We start from the raw sequence: 26895 nt of genomic DNA, 5'->3' as shown, positions 1-26895 counted from the left end.
GTTTTAAACAAAAAAATAGGAACGCTGTAAGGGAATTACTTTTATTGTGAACCTTCGTTAACAATAAAACGATACTTCGTATCAAACTCCAGCGAATACGCCGGAAACTACTTCTAATTCTTTCAGACGTTCCTATCTGTGGCAAAGATAGATATTAATATCGGAACATCAAAACTTTTAAAGCATTAAATCAGTTTCTTTCGTTAAATGTATGGACGCATTTCATATTGCTTTAACGGAAGAACGGAAGTTACTCACTATACAAAAAATGGCTAAGACTGTCAAGTATCTGTCCTATTAGCATCCTCTGACATTGAAAATCATTTCTTTTTAGACTTCGAAAATATGCAGACAAGGGTTTGAAAAATCATTACATAATTTCGAAGAAAACATCTATAAGTAACGGCAAAAACACGTATAAAAAGCAGGTTTGTAATCAACAGTAAGTCAATCAGTTATAAAGTAGCAAAATAAAAGGTGCTTAATTGGACTTCAAAAGGGCGTTAGTTAGACTTCAAAAGGGCACCTATTGCAAGTCAATTAGGCGTCTTTTAGAAGCCAAAAGAGCATGTATTCAAAATTATGATAAGAAAAAATATGACAGAATAATAAGTTATTAGCCTAATTAGCCCAATTGGACCAAATAGCCTAATTAGGCTAATAGGAATAAGTTGTTTGTAGAAAACAGATAGACATCACACTTAATTACGTTTATTATGTAGTTTATCCCCATTTATAAAACCATCTTATTGGAGGAAATCATACCATGTATGTGGATTAATCTCATTCTATTAACCATCTACGCATTTAACGGAAAAACCCTAAATAAAGCCTGCAAAGACTTGTATTTATCCTCATAAAACAATACTTTTGCACACGATAAATAAAAAATTTTATCCCAATTGTGTAGTTTTTCATTTACTACGTGCGTCTAATGAGCAAAAATCAACCTATCAACAGATGGACAACCTACAAAATGAACAAGACTTCTCACGAATCGTGAGAGAACACAAAAGCACCATCTACACCGTGTGCTATATGTTCTCAAAGGATGAAGACGAGGTGAACGACCTCTTTCAAGAGGTGTTGATAAACCTTTGGAAGGGTCTGCAGAACTTCCGAGGAGAAAGCGATGTGCGCACGTGGCTCTATCGTATCAGTCTAAACACCTGCATCTCTTGTGACCGAAAGAAACGGAAACGGAAAACGATTCCACTTACGATGAACATCAATCCCTTTACGGATAGTGATGATGACAGCCGACAGATACAGCAACTTAACCGCCGTATCAGCCAGTTAGGTCCTTTCGATCGAGCCATCATCCTCCTTTGGTTGGAGAATATGAGCTATGAAGAGATTGGCGAAATCGTCGGTATCAGTACGAAGAATGTCTCCGTAAGACTATTCAGAATCAAAGAGAGACTGAAGAAAACGAGTGAAACAACAAAGGAGTAGGGGAGTAACCATTAATGAATGGGATTAGTCTTATTGGTCTTATTAGCCCTATTAGGCCAATTGGTCCAATTAGCCCAATACCCTACAAAGCTTAACAATCACATTAAAAAGAAAACTACAATGGAAACAAAGCATACAGAGTTTGAGGAAATGCGTCAGCAATTGGATATCCTCAAGAATAAACTTGACAATCAAACACTCGTCAACGATAAGCTTATCAGACAGTCAATGCTCAATAAGATGTCGTTTATGAAGAAGTATACATGGGTGTCATTCTTAGTGTTACTATTTATTTATTACGGTTACAATGAAGTTCGGATACTGTTTAACATGTCGTGGTGGTTCTACGGATTTACCGTACTCGTTATGACTTTCAGTGTTTGTTTCGATGCTTATATCAACCATGTTAATAAGAAGGAGTTCCTGAATGGCGACCTCATAGCGGCTTCCTTACAAATGCAAAGGATGAAGAAATTACGCAAAAAGTCCTTCTTATGTGGCACAATCATAATGATTATATGGACTCCTTGGTTCTTTATCGAGACATACTATGGGTCAGGTGCTGCGAATGGAGGAGACCATACATGCATGTCCAATGGTATGCTGGTTGGTGGTGGAATAGGCTTAATCGTCGGAGTAGCCATCAGTATATGGTTATATCTTCGTATGCAACGCATTAATTCCGATATTATCCAACAGATTGATGAACTTAAAAAAGAGACAGAGTAAAGAAGAATAAAGACAGAGTAACATATAAACAAAGTACAGGGTAACATAAGAACTTATTGCTTGTTCCTATGTTACTCTGTTTTTTAAACCTTTTATTCTTCCCTTAAATCCAATGAACTATAGCAGCAATTAAAGAATTGTTATACCCAACAAATAGATATTTTACACCCAGCGGTTGGGTACGATAGGACTTATTCGCTGGGTTGTCTGGAGCTTTTTAGTAAAAGCTTAGGAGCTTTTCAGCAAAAACTTAAGAGCTTTTCAGTAAAAGCTTAGGAGCTTAAAACAAGCAATTAATAAGGTCTTTTCCAACTTTAAAGACAATTTATTGTATTAAGGGGTTGGGAAAATCCACTTTCATTCGTTATAAAGATGAGAACAGATAAAAACGAATAGATATCTATGTTAAAAGAAGAAACCATTGAGCACCTGTTCCGAATGCACTACGGTGCAATGTTCAGACTGGCAGTAGCAATGCTGCACGATTCTGATGAGGCAAAAGATGCCGTGAGTGAGGTGTTTGCACGATTATTCCGTGACAATACTCACCTGCCTAAGAAAGGAACAAGTGGCTATCTGCTTGTAAGTGTACGCAATCAGTGTTTAGATATCATCAGACAGAAACAGATGAGAGAGCGTATTAATAAGCTGTTAACAACAGAAACAGAACCTGACTTATCGCACGTACAGCACCAGACTGATCGATACATGGCATTATTGGCATTTGCAGATAGTAAGCTGACATCACAGACGCGCACAGTCTTCCGTCTACGCTTTGATCAGAGACTATCTTATAAAGCCATTGCAGAACAAACTGGCATCAGTGAAGCTGCCGTATACAAGCACTTAGCACAGGCAATTAAGAAGATGAAAGAACTATTTAATCCTAACCAGAAATGAAGAAAGATAATTACGGACAGATGGAAAGGTTGCTTGACATGATGGAGCATCCTGACCAATATACTGATGAACAGCTTAATGAACTGTTGCGTGATGATGAGTTGAGGCAAACGTATCAGCTTATATCAGACACTACCAGTGCATACGAGTATAGACGGACTTCCGATAAACTGACAGATGAAATCATAGAAGAGGAATGGCACAAGTTGATGGAAAAGAAATCTACCTCCAAACCTGTACACCGTTATTACAGACAGATTGCTGCAGTAGTCATCGGTATTCTCACTGTATCGGGAATTGCCGTAGCTGCGGTTAGCATTGTCAAAGGTAGTAGAAAACAGTTGGCAACGGATTCAGCTGTTACGGTCACAAACAACATAGCTCATACAAAAACATTAAGGGAAAAAGGCTCTACACGCACAACTGCCACATACAGCAAGCTGAAAGAAAAGAAAGTCGGGGAGATACTTCCTCCCAAACAGTTTGATAATGTTATGTTACAGGACATTGTCCAGGAAATATCAGATTACTATGGGACAAAGACTGTCTGTCGTAACCCCGAAGCAGGACAGCTGCGTTTACGCTTTCTTTGGAACAGAGACCAAAGTGTGGAACACGCAGTAAAGACACTAAACATGTTTGAGAAAGTACAGCTAACTTTGGCTGACAGTACAATCACCATAGAATAAAACACTATGAGAAAGCATCTCTTTCTTGGTATACTGCTACTGATTGTCTGTGGTGTACAGGCGCAGCATATTACCCGAAACTATAATAAGACATCCCTACCACATGTGCTGACTGATATTGACAATGCCAGCCAAAGGTACACAATCAACTTCATTTATAATGAATTAGAAGACTTTACAGTCACTGTAAAACTACGTAACCGCACCATTCCCGAAGCAATAAGGGAAGTATTGGGTTTCTATCCCATGCGCATGACCGTCAGTGATAGCCTTATCTTCGTAGAATGTACACAGAAAGTACCTACAAAGGTCATTGGACACATTGTTGATCAGCACAACCAGCCTGTACCGTTTGCCAATGTAGCTTTGTTGAATCCATCGGATTCCAGTTTCATCAATGGCGGAGTGACCAATAACGGGGGAGACTTTGTCATACCATGTAGTCAACGGAAGGTCTTACTACGAGTTTCTTTCGTTGGATTCGCTACCTACTATAAGCTGATTAATGTCGGCAATATCGGTACTATCCGTATGAAGACTGACCCATATACACTGAAGTCCGTGACAGTAAAAGGTATGCGCCGAGTTATTAAAAATGATGTTGACCGACTGCAATATCTCGTCAGTAATGACCCTTTCTCCAAGGGGATGAATGGTATAGAAGTGATGGGGCGTGTACCAATGCTAAATGTCAGTGACGAAAGTGTCAGCATCGTAGGTAAGGGCATTACCCATATCATGCTTGATGGACATATCCTTGAAATGACTGCCGATGCTGTAAAGGCAAAACTCCGCAGCTTGAAGGCAGAAGATATTGAGCGTATAGAGGTGATAACTATTCCACCAGCAAAATATAAGGCAGAAGCCAATGCGGGATACATCAACATCGTCATGAAGCGTGACAAGTCGAAAGGGTGGAGTGGGAGTATCAGCGAGGAGGTGCAGCGGCAGTACCGTGGGCGGTATTTCCAGGATATAAACCTCAACTATGCCGGCAGGAAATTTGAGCTGTCCACAGGTCTGGGAATGTCTTTGGATAAAGTAATCAACGAGTCTTACTGTGTCTATGACTTCAAAGACGGTCATCAGCGCAGTACAAGAAAGCGGACCATAGCCCCCTGGCCGTCGTATAATGCAGATGCCATCGTGAAATATCATGCCACCCGGCGGTTGGAACTGGGTGTTATGACATCATTCTATACCGATCACACCTCTCCCGATCACACGTTTGTCTCAATCAACAGGGACACGACATTTACGACAGCCCATGCCCCTGCTGTCTGGAACAACAACATAAGTACGACACTGTATGCAGAATACAAGCTCGACTCATTGGAGAAGACACTCAATGTGAACTATAATTTCTTCAACAGCAATGCTCCCACACAAAGCGAAAACGTATCGGTAACAAACGGAATGACTGAATCACTACGCAATAAAAGCAAGGCAAATTACAAGATAAATGCCTTAAAACTTGATTTTTCCCTTCCCTTCAAGCATCTCTATATGGAGACTGGGGTATCTTTCTCAGCCATCCGCAATAAAACAAGTCTGATGCTGGAGAACCTTGCCAACGGACAGTGGAGATACAATGCAGATGAAAGTAATGAATTCTTGTATAAGGAACGAACCCTCGCTGCCTATTTATCGGCAAAGAAACTGCTCACAGAAAAAATCCAGATACAAGCTGGACTACGCTACGAACATACATGGACGGAAAGCAACCAGCTTACACAAAGACAAATCAGTCGCAGTCATTACGGACGCTTCTATCCCACGCTGCACCTGAACTGGCAATTGAAAGGGAATCAGAATATGGCATTTGCTGCCAACTGGGGGATAGAACGACCCGATTTCAACGACCTCAATCCTTTCCGTATCTATACATCCACCACTGATTACATGACAGGAAACCCTTATCTCGCAGCTGCCTATACTCGCAACATGGAGATAAACTACAGCAATGGGAAAGGACTTTATGCCGTTCTCTACAGCAGTCATGGCAAAGGGGAGACAGGCTGGAGAACCACATTCCTCGCAAACGGAAGTCAGGTAACCGGTCCCTATGACGGCCTGCGCCATGAAAAGACAGGTATCTATGCTAATTATAACCGCAATGTCCTGACATGGTTGAACCTTAACATAGGAGGAGAAGTATATTACTATGATTCCCATTCTGATTATCAGACGGACGTGTTACAGGTACATGGATGGGGCAAACGGGCTGAAGGTTCGCTCTCTTTCATGCTCAACCATCAGAAGACACTTATTGCCGAAGTTAACTATCACCACTGGTTCAGAGAATACTTTGCACAAACTCAAAGTAAATCTTATGCTTATCTGCAGATGAACCTTAAATATAGTTGTTTAGACGACCGTTTAAAAATAAGTTTTACCATTGGCGATCCTTTCCATCAGAATATCAATCGAAACACCATATTTTATAAGGATTATACTAATACGAACCAATTTGATAATCATTCTCGATATATCGGACTTCGTGCTACATGGTCATTTGGTGGCAAACAGGTTCATCGTACCTATCATGACAACCGTGATACAGAATCACAGCGCGCAAAGTAGGAAAGAGAATAAGTAAAAACTACAGAGTAGCACACAAAAGATGAGACAGCAACAACATTAAGCGGCATGAGAAATAACTCTTAGCTTTAGACTATAATCATTTTTCCTGTCACATCTGTCAATATTATAAAATACATATATATCTGGAAACTAAGCAAATAGTCTTAAATGTTAAAAGTGACAGCAAAATAGAATTAAAAATGTTCTTGCATATACATTAGTTCAATATTACTTCACAGTATTGTACAGCTATGAGAATTATCAGAATAACTAAGTTGGATTAGAAAAAAGCACAATCTTATTTCTATGACATGATAAAAAGACAAGGTAACAAAGGAACTAATCTGAGTTGTTCACTTTGTTACCTTGTCTTTTATGCTCTTTTTCCTCTTATCAACCTATTCTTTCAACCATTAATTGAACCTACCAATTCTTGCAAATTCTTGAAGAACTTGCAAGAATTTATGTTAAATCTTCACTATTAACCGTTTAATATAAGAGAAAAGTATTATATTTGCAAAAAAGAATTATGATAGAACAACCTCCCAAGTTAGATACCAAACTTATACAAAAAGCAACAAAATTATCTGCACGAACAGACGTTACTCCATTGATACGCAATATCAATGATGATTACTTGTATTGGACTGAAGTAAAATACAAGTCTCATCCAGCTGATCTTTCATCTGAACACATTTGGGCAGCTGCTAAACTTAACCGTCTCATGCAACAGATAAAAATATGGGATGACTGTCCTTTCACACTATCCATTACCAATAATATGCAAAAGCTATGTCATTATTTTGACATGAACTTTGGAGGTTCTTGGGAAAATTCAGCTATTATTCCTTCAGAAGACAGAGAGCGGTATCTCATATCCTCACTAATGGAAGAAGCTATATCATCCAGTCAGATGGAAGGAGCAGCTACCACCCGTAGAGTTGCCAAAGAGATGCTAAGAAAAAGTATATCACCTCATAACAAATCAGAACAGATGATTGTAAATAATTATGAGGGAATACGCTTTATTGCTGAGCATAAGGATGATAAAATGAGTATGGAACTACTCTTGAAAATCCATTCTAAGATGACAGCAAAGACATTGAATGATAGTACCAATGAAGGAAAATTTCGTCAGAATAACGATATCGTTGTTATTGATGGTATCACAAATGAGATAGTACACACACCTCCTTCTTATAAAGAGATACCTGACTTCATAAACAGAATTTGTGAATTTGCCAACAATGAAGCAAAGGACGTTTTTATACATCCTATTATCAAAGCCATCATCATCCACTTCCTCTTAGCTTATCTTCATCCCTTTGTAGACGGAAATGGCAGAACAGCAAGAGCATTATTCTATTGGTATATGCTCAAAAATGGCTACTGGCTAACAGAATACTTATCTATCTCTCGTATTATCTATGCTTCAAAACGACAATATGAAAAAGCTTACTTATATGTTGAGACTGATGATTATGACTTAGGTTATTTCGTAACTTATCATCTGAAAGTACTTTCACTTGCCTTCAAAAAACTACAAGATTATATTCAACGAAAAATATACCAGCGACAAAATAGCATCAATCTGCTTAAGTTAGGCTCCATAAATGAGAGACAAGCTATTATTTTATCTTTGTATCGTGATAACCCAAAAATGATAATGACCGTAAAAGAAGTAGAAAATCGCTTCTCTGTCAGCCATACGACGGCAAAATCTGATCTTGATGGGCTTGTTTCGCAGCAGTTTTTAAAGAAAATACCTATTAATAAGGTAAAATTCAGCTACATTAAGGGAGAACTATTTGATTCTAAAACAAGACTTGTATAAGTACTATTTGATAATATTTCTATGTATAATTTCTGCCAATTCTTGCAAGTTCTTGAAGAACTTGCAAGAATTGACAGGTATTTGATAGATTGATTAAGCCTTACCCTTTCAGTATCTTCTTAATATCATTCAGCTTATTAAGGGCTTCAACAGGTGTAAGATTGTTGACATCAAGACCGAGGATTTCGTCACGAATCTGTGTGAGGACGGGATCATCGAGTTGGAAGAAGGAGAGTTGAACACCTTCTCTGCTTTGGTCAAGACGCTCAACGGCAGCCTTACCGACACTACCTACTTGTGAATTATCCTTTTCAAGCTCCTTAAGTATAATGTTTGCACGCTTAACAATAGAACGAGGCATACCCGCTATCTCTGCTACATGAATACCAAAGGAATGCTCACTACCACCTTTCTCTAACTTACGAACGAAGATTATCTTTCCATCCACTTCCTTAACAGAGACATTAAAGTTCTTGATACGAGGGAAATTCTTCTCCATCTCGTTCAATTCATGGTAGTGTGTAGCAAAGAGGGTACGTGCTTGTGCACGCGAATGTTCGTGCAGATACTCTACAATCGCCCATGCAATGCTAATACCATCATACGTACTTGTACCACGTCCTAACTCATCAAAGAGTACAAGAGAGCGTGGAGTGACGTTATTAAGGATGTTTGAAGCCTCCGTCATCTCAACCATGAAGGTTGATTCTCCTAATGAAATGTTATCCGAAGCACCCACACGTGTGAAGATTTTATCCACCATTCCGATGCGAGCTCGTTCAGCAGGAACGAAGCAACCAATCTGTGCTAACAGTACAATAAGGGCTGTTTGTCGCAACAAAGCAGACTTACCTGCCATATTCGGACCCGTAATCATCATGATCTGCTGGTGTTCCGTATCAAGCAGTACATCATTAGGTACATATTGTTCACCTATCGGCAGCTGTGTTTCAATCACTGGATGGCGTCCTTGTAGGATATCTATAACCTCCGAATCGTCCACTACTGGGCGCACATAACGCTGCATCTGCGATACCTTCATAAAGGAAAGCAGACAATCGAGATGGGCAATAAGATTGGCATTAATCTGTATCTGCGGAATAAACTCCTGCATATCCTGTATCAACTCCATATAAAGCTGAGTCTCCAAAGCCAATATCTTCTCATCGGCACCAAGTATCTTCTCCTCGTATTCCTTAAGTTCAGGGGTAATATAACGCTCTGCCTGCGCCAGTGTCTGCTTACGAATCCAATTCTCAGGCACCTTATCTTTAAACGTATTGCGCACCTCCAAGTAATAACCGAACACGTTATTAAATCCTATCTTTAGTGAGGTAATACCCGTCTGTTCTACTTCCTTCTCTTGAATCTCTAATAGATACTGTTTTCCATTATCACGAATAGAACGCAAGTCATCAAGCTCCTGGTTATAACCCAAGGCTATCACATTACCTTTCGCAACCAACTGTGGAGGGTCAGGCTGTATCTCTTTCTCTATTCTATCACGTAAAGACTCACAGAGATTCAGCTGTTCTCCAATCCTCTTCAGTGTATCACTCTTTGCATAAAGGCAAGCAGTCTTAACGGGTTGGATAGCCATAAGAGCATTCTTCAGCTGTACTACCTCACGAGGTGACACTCTACCGACAGCTACCTTTGAGATAATACGCTCTAAGTCACCAATGCGATGGAACTGTTCATTGATACATTCGCGGAAATCTGGCTCTCGGAAGAGATAATCAACCACATCTAAACGCTCATTGATAGGCTTTTCGTCTTTCAGTGGGAAGACCATCCAACGGCGCAACATACGTCCACCCATCGGCGTAACCGTATTGTCTATGACATTCAAAAGCGACGAACCATCTTCATTCATTGGGGCAATCAGCTCCAAAGAACGGATAGTGAAGCGGTCCATACGCACGTATTTGTCTTCTTCAATACGTGCCAGTGAAGTGATATGATTGATTTGTGTGTGCTGTGTTATCTCTAAATACTGTAGAATAGCACCTGCTGCAACGACGCCATTATTCAGATGATCGACACCGAATCCTTTGAGGTTCTTTGTTCCAAAATGCTTTAGTAGCTTCTGTCGTGCCGTCTGATCAGTAAACACCCAATCGTCCATCTCGAACGTACAAAGGCGTGTACCGAAGTAGCGTTCGAAATCTTGTTTCTTCGAACGATCGAAGAGTACCTCCTTAGGTTGGAAGTTTCCTAATAACTTTTCGACGTAGTCAAAGGTACCTTCACCTGTTAGGAACTCTCCTGTAGATATGTCTAAGAAACTAACACCACATGACCCTTTACCGAAATGTACCGCTGCAAGGAAGTTGTTTTCCTTATAGTTCAGTACGTTGTCACTCATGGCAACACCCGGAGTAACAAGTTCTGTGATACCACGCTTCACCATCTTGTCCATTGCCGACAGACCCTTCTTGCCTTTGATAGCCTCACGTTTCTTCTTTGGGTCTTCTAATTGGTCGCAGATAGCTACACGCTTTCCAGCACGGATAAGTTTAGGAAGATAAGTATCAAGGGCATGATGTGGAAAACCAGCCATCTCTATCGAGTCGCCACTACCCCCATTATTACGACGAGTAAGGGTTATACCGAGTATTCTTGCTGACTCTACAGCATCTTCACCATACGTCTCATAGAAGTCACCACACCTAAAGAGCATCAATGCACCAGGATGTTGCGCCTTCATTGAGAAGAACTGTTTCATCATTGGGGTAAGTCCCTTATCGTCTTTTGCCATATCTTTTACTTCCTTATTAAGTCTTTTCTTATTTTATCCTTAGACTTACAAAATTACAAAAATAAGGAGGAAAGCCCAAATATTCCATTGCTTTTCATCGTCTTTTTAATATCTACTTACAGAAATAAATAGGTTCTTCCGTTAAATGTGTGGACGCTTTTCGTATTGCTTTAACGGAAAAATCGAAGTTACTCATTAAACAAAAACATAGCTAAGACAGTCAACTATCTGTCCTCTTATCATCCTCTAACATTCAAAATCATTTCATTTTAGGACTTCGAAAATCTACAGATAAGGGTTTGAAAAATCATTACATAATTTCGAGTAAAACATCTATAACTAACAGCAAAACCACATACAAAAATCAAGTATGTAATCAACAGCAAATCAATTAGTTATCAACAGTAAAGTAAAAGGTGCTTAATTAGACTTCAAAAGGGCGTTAGTAAGGGTCTTAAAGGGCACCTTCTGCAAGCAAAAAGGGCGTCTTTTAGAAGCTAAAAGAGCATGTATTGGTTTTGAACTGTATAAAAATAGTTTACAAGCCTCAACTAATTAATATTCATAAAACGAATTGCACGAATACTCATTGATAAGGAATATTCGTGCAATTAGCGTAATTCGTAGTCGAAAGCGGGTTATGGTAGTTTTCCTTCTTTGCCTCTTGAGCGTAGAATTGACCATACACCGAGGGCAATAAGAGGAATACTTAGTATCTGTCCCATATCGATTGGCAGACCTGCCTCAAATGCTTCTTGTATCTCCTTCGTGTATTCTATAAAGAAACGGAAGGTGAAGATAAGTGTAAGGCAGAGTCCGAAATAAAGTCCTGTACCCACTTTCTTAGGATATTTCCTATATATGAAATAAATTAAAAGGAAGATAATTAAGTAGGCTATTGCCTCATAGAGCTGTCCTGGATGGCGTGGTTTATCGTCTACATTATAGAAGATAAAAGCCCAAGGAACGTCTGTTACCTTACCAATAATCTCTGAATTCATCAGGTTTCCAAGGCGAATAAAACAAGCTGTGATACCTGATACGATACCGAAAAAGTCAAGTACTACCCACGTATTCATCTTCGTCCTGCGAATATAAAGGAAGAGGGCAATCAATAATCCAGCCACTCCACCATGGGATGCAAGTCCTTGATAACCCACATACTTCCATGAACCGTCAGCCATTTCACGGATAGGAATAAAGATAGTCATGATTCCTTTCCAAGAAGTGAGGAACTCCTCTGGCTCATAAAAGAGACAATGACCCAAGCGGGCACCAATCAGTACGCCAAAGAAGACATAGAGGAAGAGTGGATCAAACTGTGATGGAGGGAATTTATGACGCTTAAAAAGCCACTGCATCATAAAATATCCCAAGGCAAGACCTACTAACCAACACATTCCATACCAACGAATAGGAAGAGAACCAAGATGGAAAATCACTTCACTTGGCTGCCATGCAATATAAAGTAGATTGTTCATAGTTATGCTATTAAAAGTGAAGATAGCACCAATAATTATCCCCTCTCTGAGTAGAGAGGGGTTAAATAGGGGCTATACATTAAATCTAAAGTGCATGATGTCACCGTCTTGTACAACGTATTCCTTACCTTCGATGCCAAGTTTACCAGCCTCACGAATAGCTGCCTCAGAACCATATTTAATGTAATCGTCGTACTTGATGACCTCTGCACGGATGAATCCCTTTTCAAAGTCGGTATGGATAACACCCGCACACTGCGGTGCTTTCCATCCCTTATGAAAGGTCCATGCCTTTACTTCCATCTCACCAGCGGTGATGAAGGTCTGGAGATTGAGCAGATGATATGCTTTTTTAATGAGTCGGCTCACACCACTTTCTTCCAAGCCAAGCTCGTCAAGAAACATTTTCTTATCCTCATAGCTCTCCAAAGAAGCGATATCTTCCTCTGTCTTAGCAGCGATAATCATTGCTTCAGCACCTTCTTCAGCAGCAATCTTCTCAATCATCTGACTGTATTCATTACCTGTCTTCGCACTTGATTCGTCTACATTGCAAACGTAAAGTACAGGTTTTGTTGTCAAGAGGAAGAGGTCGTGGGCTGCTTGCTGTTCTTCCTTGCTTTCAAACTCAACGCTACGAGCATTCTTACCCTGCTCTAACACTTCCTTATAAGCCTCCAAGACAGATACCATTACCTTAGCATCTTTATTGCCTGCAGCAGCAACCTTCTGCTGTTTAGCAAGCTGTGCCTCGATGGTTTCAAGGTCTTTGAGCTGCAACTCTGTATCGATAATCTCCTTATCTTCAATCGGGTTGACTGCCATACCACCCTCACGTACCACGTTATCGTCCTCGAAACAGCGGATTACATGAATGATAGCATCACACTCACGGATATTGCCAAGGAACTTGTTACCCAATCCTTCACCCTTTGAAGCACCCTTAACGAGTCCTGCAATGTCGACAATCTCACAGGTAGCAGGTACGATTCGTCCTGGATGAACAATCTCAGCGAGCTTATTCAAACGCTCGTCTGGAACGGTGATAACGCCGAGGTTCGGCTCAATAGTGCAGAAAGGGAAATTAGCTGCTTGTGCTTTGGCACTGCTCAAGCAGTTGAAAAGTGTGGACTTACCTACGTTTGGCAGTCCTACTATACCACATTTTAATGCCATATCTTAAATAAACGTTTATTTCTTTTGTACTTACATGAAGCAAACAAGGCTAAAGGATGTCTCCTTCCTATTTACTCTATGTTGCTTATTAGCTGCAAAATTACATAATAAATTCGATATAACCGAGAAGAAGAGGAAATAAGGTAGATTACTCATAAAGTCCATCTCTTCTCTATCCTACGATTATAGGGATATAACGCATGTATTACGTTATATCCCTATAAGTAGGAGGTAGGATTCTATATAAACCTTTATAAGAACCTATCCTTTATATATATAAGATAAGAATCTACATAAGTCTTGCTTATTTCACCTCTGAAGTAATTGGACTGTTAATACCCTTCATTGAAACAAGGAACGCCTTGGCTGATCCGAACTTCAGACGCATATCAAGACGAACAGGGATATGGTTGCTATCATCCGTTACATAGAAATTAGCTATTTCACGCCATTTATCATCCTCATATTCATAATAGGTGAGACGCAAACAACGATACTTATGATCATTATCAGCTTTAATGTTCTCCTTACCACCATAGACAATACGAGCAGTATGACGGCTATTACCATCCACGATAGGGAACTTCACTACCTCACCCTTCTTCCAGTTCTCTGGGTTAAAACTACGTGCACGAAGGAAGATACTCATCATATCGAAAGAACAATCATCATGAGTATTTTCCATCCATTGATGTTTTCCTTCATGATTAATCCTATGCTGACGTATCTTACATCTACCATTTGGATAAGAGTAGAACACCTCATCCACCGTATAGCGTTTTCCTTCCCTTGCTCCCTTACGGAAATATAGCGGCTCCATCTGCTTTGAGTTGTATGCAAGCAACGTATCTCTCAATATAAAGTAGTCATCAAGCTTACCATTACCACGTGTTGTCAACGAAGCACGATAAGCCGGAGTACCCTTATAAGTAGAGGAGACTGTGTACCAAGAGGCCGTACCTGCCTTTACCCATATAAACTTCCAGTTATAATAAAGGTTGTATGTTAGGTACTCCCCACTACTAAAAGCCGTGTTACGGAATGTACACTGTGCGGTGGCACTGACGGCAATCATCGCAAAGAGACAAACTATATAAATCTTCAACTTTTTCATATTCTCCGTTTTATCCGTTCAACTTTAATATTATTCTTTATTTCTCTCTAAAAGAAAAAAGAATGTTTTAGTATGATGGCTTGTGGATTAGTGCAGAACTTTTCAGCCGTTTTCTTGCCTGGAAACTTATCAAACTTAGAGGTTACTTTATTAACAAGTTATTCCCATGTCTACCGTTTGATATTCAGGTACTATACTGAGTTATCAACATTATCCACAGTTGATGCAAAGATAATAAGTTTATATCTTTTTTGATATGAAAGTTGTGTAAAACTTCTATAAAACTGTATTAATAACCCTGTGGATATCCACAAAGAACCTTCTTCTCCTATTGCTGTGTGGATATCCATAGACTTATAAAGTAGTTATCAACATAGTTTTCCACATAGTTATCAACAGTTATTGACGAAGAAGTTATATGTTTTTATGCGATACTGATTTCTTCTCTATGTTAGTTATGTGTGTTTTAAAATCCATTCTAAAAACTTTTATTTTCTTCTCCGATATATGGAATGATAAAGACTACCTAACACAAGATTTTATAACAACTTATACAAGATTATTTTTTATATTTAATTGCTGTTATTTTTAATATTTCGTGTAATACTACTGACTATTAATAAGTTAAGTGATAAGTTTTGATGACAGTAATGACAGCAACTTTTGTTTTGCTTGAAAAGAATTCTTATCGGTACACAGTGATAACTCTGTGTAATCACGGTTAGCTAAGCATTAATTTTGTTAAGGCTTAACGATAATATAAAAGGTGAAGAAGACAGAGAGAATATGTGTTTAATAAAGTATTAGACAACCAAAGGTTGATAACAGTCCCTTGGTATCTTCCATTCTAACAGTTAGATAGATATAAAATAAAAGTTCACAATTAAGAATTATAATAAGCTTCAATTCTTAATATTATGGTAAGGATGATTTCCTTTCATAATACCCGAAATAAACAATTATAATTCTTAGTTGTGAACTATCTGATAGTGATAACGCTTTATAAGTCGTCCACTAAAGCAGTGCTCTTAGCGTATGCTGTACTCTTAGCCTCAAAGAAGTCGGTCTTTACCATATTAGCGTTAGAATACTGTCCAACCCACTTCATGTTCTCAGGTTCCTTCTGGTTGTCATCATAAAGGAAGCCAAAACCAAGACCAGACCAGCGGAGATTGCCCAGATAACGGATGTAATCAGACACCATCTGTTCGTTAAGACCCTGCACATCATTGCCGATAACATACTGACCCCATGCTATTTCCTGACGAACACCTTCACGCATCATATCCTCATACACCTTTACCTTCTCAGGAGTAAACATATCAGGCTCCTCTTTCTTCAGCTCAAGAATAATACTGCGGAACAACCACAAGTGCGTATTCTCATCCCTATTGATATAACGAATTTCCTGAGCTGATCCCGACATCTTGCCGTTTCGACTTAGATTATAGAAGAACATGAACCCACTATAGAAGTAGATACCTTCAAGGATAAAGTTAGCAATGAGCGTCTTCATCAAGCTGAACTTATCTCTCTTCTCATGGAACTCATTGTAACAGTCGCCAATAAACTTATTACGGTTTAAGAGGTGCTCATCTGTCTTCCATTGATAGAGGATATCGTTACGCTCTTCAGGACTGCAGATAGTGTCGAGCATGTAGCTATAACTCTGACTATGAATACACTCTTGGAACGCTTGAATATGCAAACAAAGATTTACCTCGTTAGCAGTGATGTATTCACTGACTGTTGGAAGATTGTTACTTTGAAGCGAATCAAGGAAGACAAGGAAACTAAGAATCTTGTCGTATGCTGTGCGTTCAGCCTTTTCAAGACGTGGATAATCCTTAAAGTCCTGTGAAAGATTGATTTCTTCTGGAATCCAAAAGTTATTCATTGCCTGTCTATACCAGTCACTTACCCATGAATACTTCATGTTATTGAAGTCATTCAGATTAGTAGTGTTTCCCCCAATCATTCGTCTCAAGCGCAAGTCTGTATCGCCTGAAGGGTTGAATAAGGTATTACGTTTTAATTGATTGTCCATCATTTATACGTTTTCTTTATTGTTTTTATGTTTTTTATCCTATATCTTCCTTAGCCCTTTTAGCTATTGCAAAGGTTCTTATTCCTATTCTTAAGAAGAACAGCTCTCGCACTCTTCCACCTCTAATGACTTACTACGCACATAATAGATAGTCTTAACACCCTCTTTCCAAGCAAGTAAGTAAAGGTCGAGTATTTGGCGCATTGTGAAGTCATTGGTGATATAGAGGTTCATACTCTGTGCCTGATCGATATGACGCTGACGTACACCAGAAGCACGTACACTCCACTTCTGATTGATAAGATAAGCACTCTTATACATCCAGTAAGTCTCGTCTGAAAGTTCAGGAGCGACACGTGGCAGCATACTTCCCTTCTTCTCTTCTAAGAAGAAACGTTTCATGATTGGGTCTAAACCAGCTGTTGTACCCGCAATAATACTTGTACTACTGGTTGGAGCGACTGCAAGTAGATAAGCATTGCGCATACCCTGCAAGGCAACAGTCTTACGAACGTCCTGCCATTCAGCACTGTCATACCCACGCTTATCAAAGTAAGCGCCCGTTTGCCAGTCACTTCCTTCAAAGAACTGATAGCTTCCTTTCTCCTTAGCAAGGTTTGAGCTGGCAAGAATAGCTGCTCGGTTGATAGTCTCGAACACCTTATCCATAAACTGCAGATGCTCTTCACTTTCCCACTTAATGCGACGCTTAGCCAAAGCATGGTGATAACCACTGATACCCAAACCAATAGAACGATAACGCTGGTTGGTTATCTGTGCGTAAGGAACAGGATAGAAATTAAGGTTGATAACGTTGTCAAGTGCACGAACAACCGTTGCCACCTTCTCTTGCATCTGTTCCTCGTCCTCCAATGGGAGCCTACCAAGAGACAGACTTGCCAAGTTACATACAACAAACTCACCTGGACGAGTAGTTGTAACAACGATAGTATCGCCGTCTTTCGTCTCTACTTCCTTTGAAACAGTCTCTATTGGAGCCATATTCTGAGCAATCTCTGTACAGAGATTAGAGCAGTAAATCATACCCTTATGGGCGTTAGGATTAGCTCTGTTGACCGTGTCACGGTTGAATGTAAATGGTGTTCCAGTCTCAACAGCAGAACGGAGAACCAATCTGATAATGTCCTTAATACTAATGACACGACGTGATAGACGCTGGTCGTTGACACAGTCAAGATACTTGCGTTCCCACTCCTCGCCATAACAGTCCTCAAGACAATAGCCTTTAATACGCATGATTTCGTTCGGACAGAAGAGCGACCAGCTCTGATTAATGTCTTCTTCGGCCATCTTCCAAAACAGGTCTGGATAGCAGATAGCTGGGAAGATGTCGTGAGCCTTCATACGATCGTCACCGTTATTGGTACGTAGTTGAAGGAACTCAGGTAAGTCTTTGTGCCATACATCTAAGTAAACGGCTACTGCACCTTGGCGCATTCCTAACTGGTCGACGGCTACGGCTGTGTCATTAACAAGTCTCATCCAACGGATAACACCACCTGCTACGCCCTTGAAACCACGGATATTGCCACCTGTAGCACGTACCTTACCGAAGTACATACCCATACCACCGCCAAACTTGCTCACCTGTGAGAAGTTGTCCAAGCTACGATAGATACCATCCAAACTGTCTGGTACGGTGTCAATGAAGCAACTTGAAAGCTGATGACTTGGCTTACGAGAGTTAGAGAGGGTAGGGGTTGCCATCGTTACTTCCAACTTACTAAGCAAATCATAGATGCGACGTACCCACATAAGACGGTCTTCCTTCTCTGGCATAGCAAGATGAAGTGCAATTCCAAGGAACATTTCCTGTACACGCTCAATTACTTTACCAGAGTAATTCTTTATAACATAACGCTTTAGAAGTAGATCAAGACCTGAATAATTAAGGAGTTTATTACGTTCAGGATCAATGAAAGTAGCAGCCTCGTTGATTTCTTCTTCACTATAGTTCTGAAGAATATAATCACCATAAAGTCCTTCTTCGGTCATATATTTAACCTTACGATAGAAGGTCTTGAGTCCCAATTCTTCCTCCAAACGGGTGATTTTCTTTTCAGAACGATAAGAAAGAATACGTGCTGAAATCATCTCCCATGCTGGAGCCTCTGGTGTTGTCAATTCTACAGCAGCCTTGATAAGTGCATCAATTGAGTCTTTCTGTGACATACCAGGCTTAGTGAAACTTGAGAACTTCTCCTGAAGAGTCACCATACTATAAGAACGCTCGCGGTATTCTCGGGCTACACTGTGCAACACATCAGCCAACTCACGATCGTCAGCAGTCCACACAATGTAATTAATAGCTTGTCGCTGCTCATTACGCTGATAGCGGAAGAGAATATAATTCTTCGCTTCATCGTAATGACCATGTGCCATAAGACACTTCTCTACACGGTTCTGGATATCCTCCACAGTGCGCAGTTCAGGGTTCTCTTTGATGAACTGCTCTACTTCGCTTACCATTCCGGCTATCTCACTATCTGAGACTTCCTTCCCAGTACTGATGAAACTCTTTTTAATGGCTATCGAAATCTTGTTGTTATCATAGACTTCTATCTCTCCATTGCGCTTTGTTATATCCATTACTTATTATGTATAGTTTTCTTTTTTATTCTACTCTGACTACTTTATCACATTTACTTATTTACTAATAAGTACCACTCTCTCAATTAGTTATCTTATTTAGTAGTTTTAATTAGCGACAAAGTTAAGGAAAAAAAACGAGAAGAAGTTATCCAGAATGGAATATTTTCAGTACTTAATCACTTTTAATTATTCTCTAAAAAAGATGACTTCTGACTACTCATTATTAGTGATTTTGATACTAAAAATTGCTGTTCATGCAAGGAGAAAAGTACTGTTTCTAAGCCCTAAAATTCTGTTTTATCCTCGTTATCAGTTCTTCTCATCTGCCTCCTCACTTTCTCCTGCGAATTATTTTCATGAAAAAAAATATTTATTTTCGTGAAGAGAAATATTTTTTTTCATGAAAATAAATTCTTCCACTCGTGAAAATAAATCAGTGAAGACAAGAGGTTACTATGGAAGAAGCATTGTTAATGTAGATTATCAGTCCTCCTCAACCTTCTTATCGATGGTTAATAAGCACCAAAATCAATGTCTTCTTATTGAAAGAATATCAGAGATTTATTGTAACTTTGCAATAGTTTCCACAGAAGAAAGTTTTCTGCTGTATATGAAAACACTATCAGAAGACTTGAAACGATAAGTCGTCAGCTGAATAGGACTGTGCAGGATTGCTTTCTTTCGATAGTGGAAAATAGGATAAACAAAGAGACGGAAGAGAAATGATATTACTAAGTTTCGATACGGAAGAGTTTGATGTGCCACGCGAATACGGCGTAGACTTCTCACTTGAAGAGGGCATGAAGGTGTCTGTGGTGGGTACGAATCGTATCCTCGACATACTGAAAGCGAATAACGTCTGTGCTACCTTCTTTTGCACTGGCAACTTTGCAAGACTGGCACCAGAGGTCATGGAGCGCATAAAAAACGAAGGACACGAGGTGGCTTGTCATGGTGTTGACCACTGGCAACCCAAACCAGAGGATGTCTTTCGGTCGAAGGAAATCATCGAGGAGGTGACGGGTTTGAAGGTTGAGGGCTATCGTCAGCCACGTATGTTCCCTGTGTCAGAGGACGATATAGAGAAGGCTGGCTATCTTTATAACTCCTCTCTTAATCCTGCTTTCATACCGGGTCGATACATGCACCTCACTACTCCACGCACATGGTTTATGCAAGGTAAGGTGATGCAGATACCTGCCAGTGTCAGTCCTCACCTACGCATCCCACTCTTCTGGTTGTCATTACACAATTTCCCAGAGTGGTTCTATCTTCGCTTAGTTCGGCAGGTATTACGTCACGATGGCTATTTTGTGACCTATTTCCATCCATGGGAATTTTATGAACTCAAGTCGCATCCAGAGTTCAAGATGCCTTTCATCATCAAAAACCACAGTGGACAGGAATTAGTAGGACGGCTCGACCGCTTCATCAAAGCGATGAAGGCAGACAAACAAGAGTTTATTACCTATACCAATTTTGTGCATAGACAGAAGCAATAGGCGCTATAAAGATATGATAAAACTTGCAACGGTCTCTCCTTGTTACAATGAGGAAGAGGTTTTAGAACAGTCGGCAGCACGGCTCATGGAGCTTTTCGACGAACTTATCAGTCAAGGGAAGATTTCCGATGACTCGATGATTGTGTTTGTCAATGACGGTAGTCGTGACCGGACATGGGAGATTATCCAGCAGCTCCACAGCCAGTATCCACGCATAAAGGGCATTAACCTCGCCCATAACGTGGGTCATCAGAATGCTATCATGGCTGGTATGATGACAGCAAAAGACTGGGTTGACGCTGTTATCACACTCGATGCCGACTTGCAAGACGACTATAAGAAATGTATTCCACAGATGGTTGAGGCTTTTGAGGAAGGTAACGAGATAGTCTATGGAGTGAAGGTTTCGCGCAAAGCCGACCCTGTGTTGAAACGTATGTCAGCCCAAGCGTTCTATCATCTACAGGAGAGAATGGGCGTGAACAGTATCTTTAATCATGCTGACTTCCGTCTGATGAGTCGTCAATCCTTAGAGATACTCTCTCATTATAAGGAGCGCAACCTCTATCTGCGGGGTCTCATCCCATCTATCGGACTCAAGTCAACGACTGTCGACGACCGCATCAGCGAGCGTACAGCTGGTACTTCGAAGTACACACTACGTAAGATGCTTGGCTTGGCATTAGACGGCATCACGTCATTCTCCGTCAAACCAGTCTACTATGTCATCTATCTTGGTATCGCTTTCTTGCTTATCAGCCTGTGTATAGGTATCTATGTCATCCATGCTTTCATAAACCATACGGAGGTGGCAGGCTGGGCTTCGCTCATTCTGAGCATCTGGCTCGTGGGTGCTATACTGATGATTTCAATTGGTGTAGTAGGTGTTTATATTGCGAAGATATATGAAGAAGTGAAGCAGCGTCCGCTTTATAACATCAGTCAGATACTCGATTAAGGTTCATTCTATATGTCGACACGCATCAAAGAGCTTTGGCAGCGATGGCAAAAAGACTTCTGGCGACTGTTCCGTTTTGGTATAACAGGAACGGTGTGTTCGCTTATTCACTATGGAGTCTATTGTCTTTGTTTGCTCTTTACGAACACTACTATAGCCTATACAGCTGGCTATGGTGTAGGACTTCTTTGTAACTACGGACTGACAACCTACTTTACTTTTAAGGGAAAGCCGTCAAAGCGTAATGTAGCAGGCTTTGTAGGCAGTCATGTTCTCAACTACCTTTTGGAGATAGGACTGCTCCAACTCTTCCTTTGGTTAGGTGTTAGCAAATGGCTGTCGCCTGTCCTTGTGATGGTGATAGTCGTGCCTATCAACTTTGTTTTATTACGTCTTGTGTTCGTGAAAAGAAAGAGGTAGATGGGTGATGGGTGTTAAGTGTTGGGTGATGATGGTTAGTAAGGTGGTTGTTGAGTATTCACAGGATAGGTGTTGACTTATACCACGGTATTAGATGAGCGGTAGGACATTAATAGAAAAGAATAAGAAAAGAGTTATCCCCAAGCACTTTCTGGAAAGGAAGGTGCTTGGGGATAATACTTTACACCTTATTATATACCTCAAGAATCTGTGAGGCTACATCTTGATTCTCAAATCGTTTTACGTAGTGTTGGCTCTTAACGACCATTTCCTGGCGATGCTCTATCGCTGAAAGGATTGCAGCTGCATTGCCGTCGACGTCGTCTGGACCCACATAAAGGCAGTCTGGACCACCTGCTTCCTCTAAGCAACTACCCGTGGCAGCCACTACTGGGAGTCCACTCTGTATGGCTTCGATGATAGGAATACCAAATCCTTCATAGCGAGAAGGATAGATGAAGGCTTCAGCCTGATTGTAGATAGCTGCAAGAAGGTCGTTGGGAACACCCTGTAAGAAATGGATTCGGTTGCCAATCCCTAATCGTCTGATTTCTGCATCGAGCTTCTTCTGATATTTCGTCAGCCTGCCTACGATGACAAGATGGAGGTCGGAAGGTAGTTTTTCCATAGTTTGAATACCCAAGAGGATATTCTTTCGCACTTCTACCGTCCCTACATTTAATATATAACGTTGTGGGAGTTGATATTTACGACGGGCCTCTTCAATCAGTGAAGGACTGACCGACTGACTGAAACGGGTGCTACAGCTTTGATAGACAAGGTCTATCTTGTCTTCTGGGAAGTCACCATAATATAAGATGTCACGCTTCGTACATTCGCTAATCGCAATGATACGGCTTGCCTCGCGTAGTGTTTGATAGAACTTACGCTTGTAGAAGAAAACGTCAATAGGGGGGTAGAACTCTGGATGACGTAGGAAGATAAGGTCGTGAACAGTAACTACACTGGGGATGCCGGCTGCTGCCAAGCCAGAAGGGAGTTCGCCTGAAAGACCGTGATAAAGTTCTACTCCATCTGCTTTTAGGTCCTTTACTACCCCTTTCACACGCCACCAGTCACGCTGCAGACGGAAGCGAAGGTGGTTGGGGTAGCAGAACTGCACGTTATCTCGCAGTTCCACCTGATTACGAAGGTCGTCACGTCCAGCATCAGGAGCATAGAGTCGTAAGTTTGTGTCAGGCATTAACGGAGCAAGGTCGTTGATGAGTGTACGCCCATAGCTGCCTAATCCAGTGCCATTCCTTACTATTCGTTTGGCATCATAACCTATTATCTTCTTATTCATGAGCGTTAACCTTTTCTATTGGGGTATAGTCCTTTGTGCATAACTCGTAACAAAGCCACAGCCAAACAATGCTGATAGGAAGTGCACGGAGCGCGTAGGTCTGTATATAATCATGTCTTATCGTCTTTGGAATGAGGTCGCAATTACCCATACCAGATAGGATGAAGACAAATACCATTAGTGCTATCGCCCACTTACCACGCTTCCATGGAGCTGCGGTGTACCATATACAAACGCCTAACAAGGCTATCACGTAGCCGCTGGCTTCGCTACCTGTACTAAAGAGGATAACAAACAAGAGTACAGAGGCAAGTATGGTCTCACGGAAGGCAAGGTTCTTATACTGTGAGAAACGTAGGTAAGGAAGGGCAAAGAGTACCATTCCAGGGATGATAAGCCACAGGTCTGAATAGTCCGCATGCCCTGTTGTACGACGAACCAAGCCTAATAATGAGATGTTTTGAGCAAAGGAATTGAGGTTATGTGTGTTCTTCTCCACAAGACAAGTGAACCACTCGTGGTATTGTCCGATGATATAATCAGGCGAACTGATGGCCATTGGTGCTAAGAAAAGTATTACCGACCACACTGTTAACCATAGTATCAGTCGTAGCTTATGCCGTGAAAAGAAAAAGAAGGCTAATCCTACAATGCCATAAAGCTTCACCAACGTACCTAAGACGATGAAGAAAGCTGCCCATCCTTCGTGCTCCTTCTCAATAAGAAAGAATGATGAGAGGATAATAGCAGCAATTGCTATGTTGAACTGCTGCATGAATAGGGCTGTTAACAATGTGAATCCGCAGAACCAATAGATGTAGACTTGCTGTGATTTACGCAGTCCTGACCAATAGATGGCCGCAAACAACCAACCAGATAAGAATAGTAACCACAATAGCATACCAGCCCATTCGGGTAAAAGGGCAAAGGGGGCTATGATTAAAGAGAATAGAGGACCGTAATGATTGACGTCGCTATACTCTGACGGATAGGCTGCATAAAGTGATGTTCCGTTCACTGTGTGCCAGTAAACACCCTTAAATATAAGGAAGTTATTGTGACTACGATGCAATTTCAGCATACCTACTAATGATAGTAGGGTCCATATACCTAAGAGAACACGGCGGTCGGAGAGAAAGGGGAGGGTAAGGAATTGTTTTATTCTTTCTTTCATATCAAATTCGTTAGCTTGCTTTATATGCGAATAACAGCACAAAAGTAACAATAAAGAATGATATATATGCCATTAATAACCTATTATTTATGAAAAGCCTACCGACTCAATAGTGTTCTCTCATAGTTATTTCGGGCTGTAAAGGCTTTTTTCATAAGAAAAGAGAAAGCTATACTCTTATTTAGAAAATTATTATATATCTTTGTAGGTATCATCATTTATTACCCTTTATACGGCTTTGAGCTGTGATACAACTGATAAAAAGAATTTATGACAACCGAGAGAAAAGATAATATCAAGCAAGGATTCGTTTATTATGTCCTGTCGACTCTTACATTGGCCATCATTTTCTTCTCCTATATCTTTAATGGGCAGAGTACGGAAGTGATGGATTGTGTGGGTTGGATCTACTTTGTTTCGTCATGTATTACGCATGCTGCATTGTTTACGCTTGTTCCTTTTCTTATCCTGCAAGTGCCCTTGGCTGCTGTTGGTTGCCGTCAATGGATTACAAGAACTATTCTTTCAATAGTCTATGCCTTACTGTTTATCATTGCTGTAGTGAATAGTTATGTTTATGGAATCTACCATTTTCATATCAATGGGCTTGTGTTGGAAATGCTAACAGGGCCTGGTGCATCAGAGATCTTTGTGTTTAGTGTGTGGGCATATATGAAGGCCATTGGTCTTGCCTTAAGCTTTGTATTACTTAGTATAGGACTGGCTTTCATTGCAAAGTTTATTTCTAAGCGCCTTATAATTAGGCATCTCAATCGAAACATATTGTTAACACTACTTAGTTTTGTACTTCTCTCACAAGGAATACATATCTATGGAGGGGCAACGATGCGGAGTTCTATCATTGAGTCGACTGACGTTTTACCTTATTATTTCCCACTTCGCGCTAACAAACTACTGGAGAAATTAGGACTCATAAGCATTGAGAAGATTAATCAAATACAACTGAAAGGAGGCGTGAACAAATTGCGTTATCCATTAGAACCGCTTAAGACGAGTCGTATTGACCATCTTGGTAAACCTAATGAGAAGTATAATATCGTCATCCTATGTATTGACTCTTGGAATCCACGTACTCTTACACGTGAGTGTACACCAAATATCTGTGCGTTTGCTGACCATGCAGAGACATTCACTAAGCACCTTAGTTCGAGCAACGCAACCAGTGGTGGCATCTTTGGAATGTTCACTGGGATATCTGCATACTACTGGAAAAGCTTCGAATCAAGCTGTATGCAGCCCTTACTCATTAAGCAGTTGCTTAAAGAAGGGTATCATGTGCAAACTTATCCAAGTGCTACATTAGAGTATCCACCCTTTGCTAAGATGCTGTTCCATGATGTGAAGGGTCTAAACGTAAGTACTCCGGGTAAGACAACGATTGAGCGTGACAACCGCATCACGCATAACTTCATTGCTGATATTGATAAATACGATGGTAAGAAACCTTTCTTTGCCTTTGTGTTCTACGATATTGCCCACAATATGGACCTCCCTAAGAGTAAGCAATATCGGTTCAAACCATGCTGGGAGTACGTGGACTACATGAAACTTAACAATGATACCGACCCAACACCATTCTTTAATCTCTATAAGAATTCCGTTGCTGAAGCTGACTCGCTCATCGGTTTGACCCTAAACAAGCTCCGAGAGAAAGACTTACTACGCAATACAGTGGTCATCATAACTGGTGATCACGGGCAGGAGTTCAATGAGAACCATAATAACTACTGGGGTCATGCCTCTAATTATTCGTTATTTCAAGTTGGAACGCCGCTCATTTATTATTATCCCGGCTGTAAACCAGGTAAAAGAAACTATCGAACAACTCATTATGATATTTCCCCAACATTGATGCACAGTGTGTTAGGTGTGACTAATCCGCCTTCAGATTATTCAATGGGGACATATCTTGATGACTCTTCCCCACGTGACTGGCATCTTGTAGGGCATGAACTCTATTATGCTTTTATCCGTTCTGACGGTACAATCATTGAGAAGCAAGGAGCAGGAAACCTAAAGATAATGGACCCAAAGATGCACGTCATACCGAATTATCCGCTCAAACCAAAGGACTTACAAGCTGTTATTCAGAAGATGAATAGGTTTTATAAATAGCATACAGATACTGTTTG

18 protein-coding genes are annotated in these 26895 nt (G+C 40.5%); 10 read left to right on the top strand and 8 right to left on the bottom strand.

Annotated elements, in window-relative coordinates:
* The first annotated feature begins 960 nt into the window (after positions 1–960).
* The 6 genes from CHB62_RS03250 to CHB62_RS03225 all read left to right on the top strand — a co-directional run bounded on the left by CHB62_RS03250 (position 961) and on the right by CHB62_RS03225 (position 8190).
* A complete protein-coding gene (locus CHB62_RS03250; RefSeq protein ID WP_089365685.1) occupies positions 961–1455 on the top strand; it encodes an RNA polymerase sigma factor in 495 nt (164 codons plus the stop codon).
* 120 nt (positions 1456–1575) lie between these two features.
* The gene (locus CHB62_RS03245; protein WP_089365684.1) at positions 1576–2184 is read left to right on the top strand and encodes a hypothetical protein; all 609 of its coding nucleotides are present in this window, start codon (positions 1576–1578) and stop codon (positions 2182–2184) included.
* 402 nt (positions 2185–2586) lie between these two features.
* Positions 2587–3084, top strand: coding sequence for an RNA polymerase sigma factor (locus CHB62_RS03240; protein ID WP_089365683.1), 498 nt, complete (start codon positions 2587–2589; stop codon positions 3082–3084).
* The gene (locus CHB62_RS03235) at positions 3081–3773 is read left to right on the top strand and encodes a DUF4974 domain-containing protein (protein ID WP_089365682.1); all 693 of its coding nucleotides are present in this window, start codon (positions 3081–3083) and stop codon (positions 3771–3773) included. Before CHB62_RS03240 ends, CHB62_RS03235 begins: the two co-directional genes overlap by 4 nt.
* A 6-nt stretch (positions 3774–3779) precedes the next feature.
* On the top strand, positions 3780–6356 hold the full coding sequence (locus CHB62_RS03230) for an outer membrane beta-barrel family protein (RefSeq protein WP_089365681.1): 2577 nt from the start codon (positions 3780–3782) through the stop codon (positions 6354–6356).
* Between the two features lie 529 nt (positions 6357–6885).
* Entirely contained in the window at positions 6886–8190 is a 1305-nt protein-coding gene (locus tag CHB62_RS03225) for a Fic family protein (protein WP_089365680.1), read from the top strand.
* Positions 8191–8290: 100 nt separating this feature from the next.
* Here the strand turns inward: CHB62_RS03225 and mutS are convergent, their stop codons facing one another.
* The 6 genes from mutS to CHB62_RS03195 form a co-directional block, all read right to left on the bottom strand.
* Positions 8291–10951, bottom strand: coding sequence for a DNA mismatch repair protein MutS (gene mutS / locus CHB62_RS03220; protein WP_089365679.1), 2661 nt, complete (start codon positions 10949–10951; stop codon positions 8291–8293).
* A 638-nt stretch (positions 10952–11589) separates the two neighbouring features.
* Positions 11590–12432 (bottom strand): prolipoprotein diacylglyceryl transferase, encoded by an 843-nt coding sequence (gene lgt, locus CHB62_RS03215; protein ID WP_089365678.1) that lies wholly within the window; start codon positions 12430–12432, stop codon positions 11590–11592.
* A gap of 72 nt (positions 12433–12504) precedes the next feature.
* A complete protein-coding gene (ychF, locus tag CHB62_RS03210; RefSeq protein WP_009012483.1) occupies positions 12505–13608 on the bottom strand; it encodes a redox-regulated ATPase YchF in 1104 nt (367 codons plus the stop codon).
* A gap of 304 nt (positions 13609–13912) precedes the next feature.
* Entirely contained in the window at positions 13913–14722 is an 810-nt protein-coding gene (locus CHB62_RS03205) for a DUF3108 domain-containing protein (protein ID WP_089365677.1), read from the bottom strand.
* Positions 14723–15722: 1000 nt separating this feature from the next.
* Positions 15723–16769: a ribonucleotide-diphosphate reductase subunit beta gene (locus CHB62_RS03200; RefSeq protein WP_089365720.1), complete on the bottom strand. Its 1047-nt coding sequence runs from the start codon at positions 16767–16769 to the stop codon at positions 15723–15725.
* 90 nt (positions 16770–16859) lie between these two features.
* Positions 16860–19379 (bottom strand): ribonucleoside-diphosphate reductase subunit alpha, encoded by a 2520-nt coding sequence (locus tag CHB62_RS03195; protein ID WP_089365676.1) that lies wholly within the window; start codon positions 19377–19379, stop codon positions 16860–16862.
* 725 nt (positions 19380–20104) lie between these two features.
* Between CHB62_RS03195 and CHB62_RS03190 the strand changes: the two genes are divergently transcribed.
* Genes CHB62_RS03190 through CHB62_RS03180 form a run of 3 tightly spaced genes read left to right on the top strand, consistent with a single transcriptional unit; the run spans position 20105 to position 22262 of the window.
* Positions 20105–20884 carry a polysaccharide deacetylase family protein gene (locus CHB62_RS03190; protein WP_089365675.1) on the top strand — a complete coding sequence of 260 codons (780 nt, stop codon included), beginning with the start codon at positions 20105–20107 and terminating at the stop codon, positions 20882–20884.
* A 13-nt stretch (positions 20885–20897) separates the two neighbouring features.
* Positions 20898–21842 carry a glycosyltransferase family 2 protein gene (locus CHB62_RS03185; protein ID WP_089365674.1) on the top strand — a complete coding sequence of 315 codons (945 nt, stop codon included), beginning with the start codon at positions 20898–20900 and terminating at the stop codon, positions 21840–21842.
* A gap of 12 nt (positions 21843–21854) precedes the next feature.
* Positions 21855–22262 carry a GtrA family protein gene (locus CHB62_RS03180; protein ID WP_089365673.1) on the top strand — a complete coding sequence of 136 codons (408 nt, stop codon included), beginning with the start codon at positions 21855–21857 and terminating at the stop codon, positions 22260–22262.
* Positions 22263–22443: 181 nt separating this feature from the next.
* Here CHB62_RS03180 and CHB62_RS03175 read toward each other — a convergent pair whose 3' ends face one another.
* Together CHB62_RS03175 and CHB62_RS03170 are read right to left on the bottom strand one after the other, a co-directional pair.
* Complete coding sequence (locus tag CHB62_RS03175) at positions 22444–23568, bottom strand: glycosyltransferase family 4 protein (RefSeq protein ID WP_089365672.1); 1125 nt, start codon at positions 23566–23568, stop codon at positions 22444–22446.
* Positions 23561–24742, bottom strand: coding sequence for a glycosyltransferase family 87 protein (locus CHB62_RS03170; RefSeq protein ID WP_089365671.1), 1182 nt, complete (start codon positions 24740–24742; stop codon positions 23561–23563). Before CHB62_RS03170 ends, CHB62_RS03175 begins: the two co-directional genes overlap by 8 nt.
* A 270-nt stretch (positions 24743–25012) precedes the next feature.
* Between CHB62_RS03170 and CHB62_RS03165 the strand changes: the two genes are divergently transcribed.
* A complete protein-coding gene (locus CHB62_RS03165; RefSeq protein ID WP_089365670.1) occupies positions 25013–26878 on the top strand; it encodes a DUF3413 domain-containing protein in 1866 nt (621 codons plus the stop codon).
* The last annotated feature ends 17 nt before the right edge of the window (positions 26879–26895 follow it).

Origin of the sequence: Prevotella jejuni, from assembly GCF_900187995.1 — a bacterium.
GTDB classification, from domain to species: Bacteria; Bacteroidota; Bacteroidia; order Bacteroidales; family Bacteroidaceae; genus Prevotella; species Prevotella jejuni.
This window is presented reverse-complemented; position numbering and strand designations above follow the sequence as displayed.

What these genes read in the sequence shown, in the direction of transcription:
- CHB62_RS03250 (WP_089365685.1), top strand. Translation starts at nt 961, where the DNA reads ATGGACAACCTACAAAATGAACAAGACTTCTCACGAATCGTGAGAGAA.
- CHB62_RS03245 (WP_089365684.1), top strand. Translation starts at nt 1,576, where the DNA reads ATGGAAACAAAGCATACAGAGTTTGAGGAAATGCGTCAGCAATTGGAT.
- CHB62_RS03240 (WP_089365683.1), top strand. Translation starts at nt 2,587, where the DNA reads ATGTTAAAAGAAGAAACCATTGAGCACCTGTTCCGAATGCACTACGGT.
- CHB62_RS03235 (WP_089365682.1), top strand. Translation starts at nt 3,081, where the DNA reads ATGAAGAAAGATAATTACGGACAGATGGAAAGGTTGCTTGACATGATG.
- CHB62_RS03230 (WP_089365681.1), top strand. Translation starts at nt 3,780, where the DNA reads ATGAGAAAGCATCTCTTTCTTGGTATACTGCTACTGATTGTCTGTGGT.
- CHB62_RS03225 (WP_089365680.1), top strand. Translation starts at nt 6,886, where the DNA reads ATGATAGAACAACCTCCCAAGTTAGATACCAAACTTATACAAAAAGCA.
- mutS (WP_089365679.1), bottom strand. Translation starts at nt 10,951, where the DNA reads ATGGCAAAAGACGATAAGGGACTTACCCCAATGATGAAACAGTTCTTC.
- lgt (WP_089365678.1), bottom strand. Translation starts at nt 12,432, where the DNA reads ATGAACAATCTACTTTATATTGCATGGCAGCCAAGTGAAGTGATTTTC.
- ychF (WP_009012483.1), bottom strand. Translation starts at nt 13,608, where the DNA reads ATGGCATTAAAATGTGGTATAGTAGGACTGCCAAACGTAGGTAAGTCC.
- CHB62_RS03205 (WP_089365677.1), bottom strand. Translation starts at nt 14,722, where the DNA reads ATGAAAAAGTTGAAGATTTATATAGTTTGTCTCTTTGCGATGATTGCC.
- CHB62_RS03200 (WP_089365720.1), bottom strand. Translation starts at nt 16,769, where the DNA reads ATGGACAATCAATTAAAACGTAATACCTTATTCAACCCTTCAGGCGAT.
- CHB62_RS03195 (WP_089365676.1), bottom strand. Translation starts at nt 19,379, where the DNA reads ATGGATATAACAAAGCGCAATGGAGAGATAGAAGTCTATGATAACAAC.
- CHB62_RS03190 (WP_089365675.1), top strand. Translation starts at nt 20,105, where the DNA reads ATGATATTACTAAGTTTCGATACGGAAGAGTTTGATGTGCCACGCGAA.
- CHB62_RS03185 (WP_089365674.1), top strand. Translation starts at nt 20,898, where the DNA reads ATGATAAAACTTGCAACGGTCTCTCCTTGTTACAATGAGGAAGAGGTT.
- CHB62_RS03180 (WP_089365673.1), top strand. Translation starts at nt 21,855, where the DNA reads ATGTCGACACGCATCAAAGAGCTTTGGCAGCGATGGCAAAAAGACTTC.
- CHB62_RS03175 (WP_089365672.1), bottom strand. Translation starts at nt 23,568, where the DNA reads ATGAATAAGAAGATAATAGGTTATGATGCCAAACGAATAGTAAGGAAT.
- CHB62_RS03170 (WP_089365671.1), bottom strand. Translation starts at nt 24,742, where the DNA reads ATGAAAGAAAGAATAAAACAATTCCTTACCCTCCCCTTTCTCTCCGAC.
- CHB62_RS03165 (WP_089365670.1), top strand. Translation starts at nt 25,013, where the DNA reads ATGACAACCGAGAGAAAAGATAATATCAAGCAAGGATTCGTTTATTAT.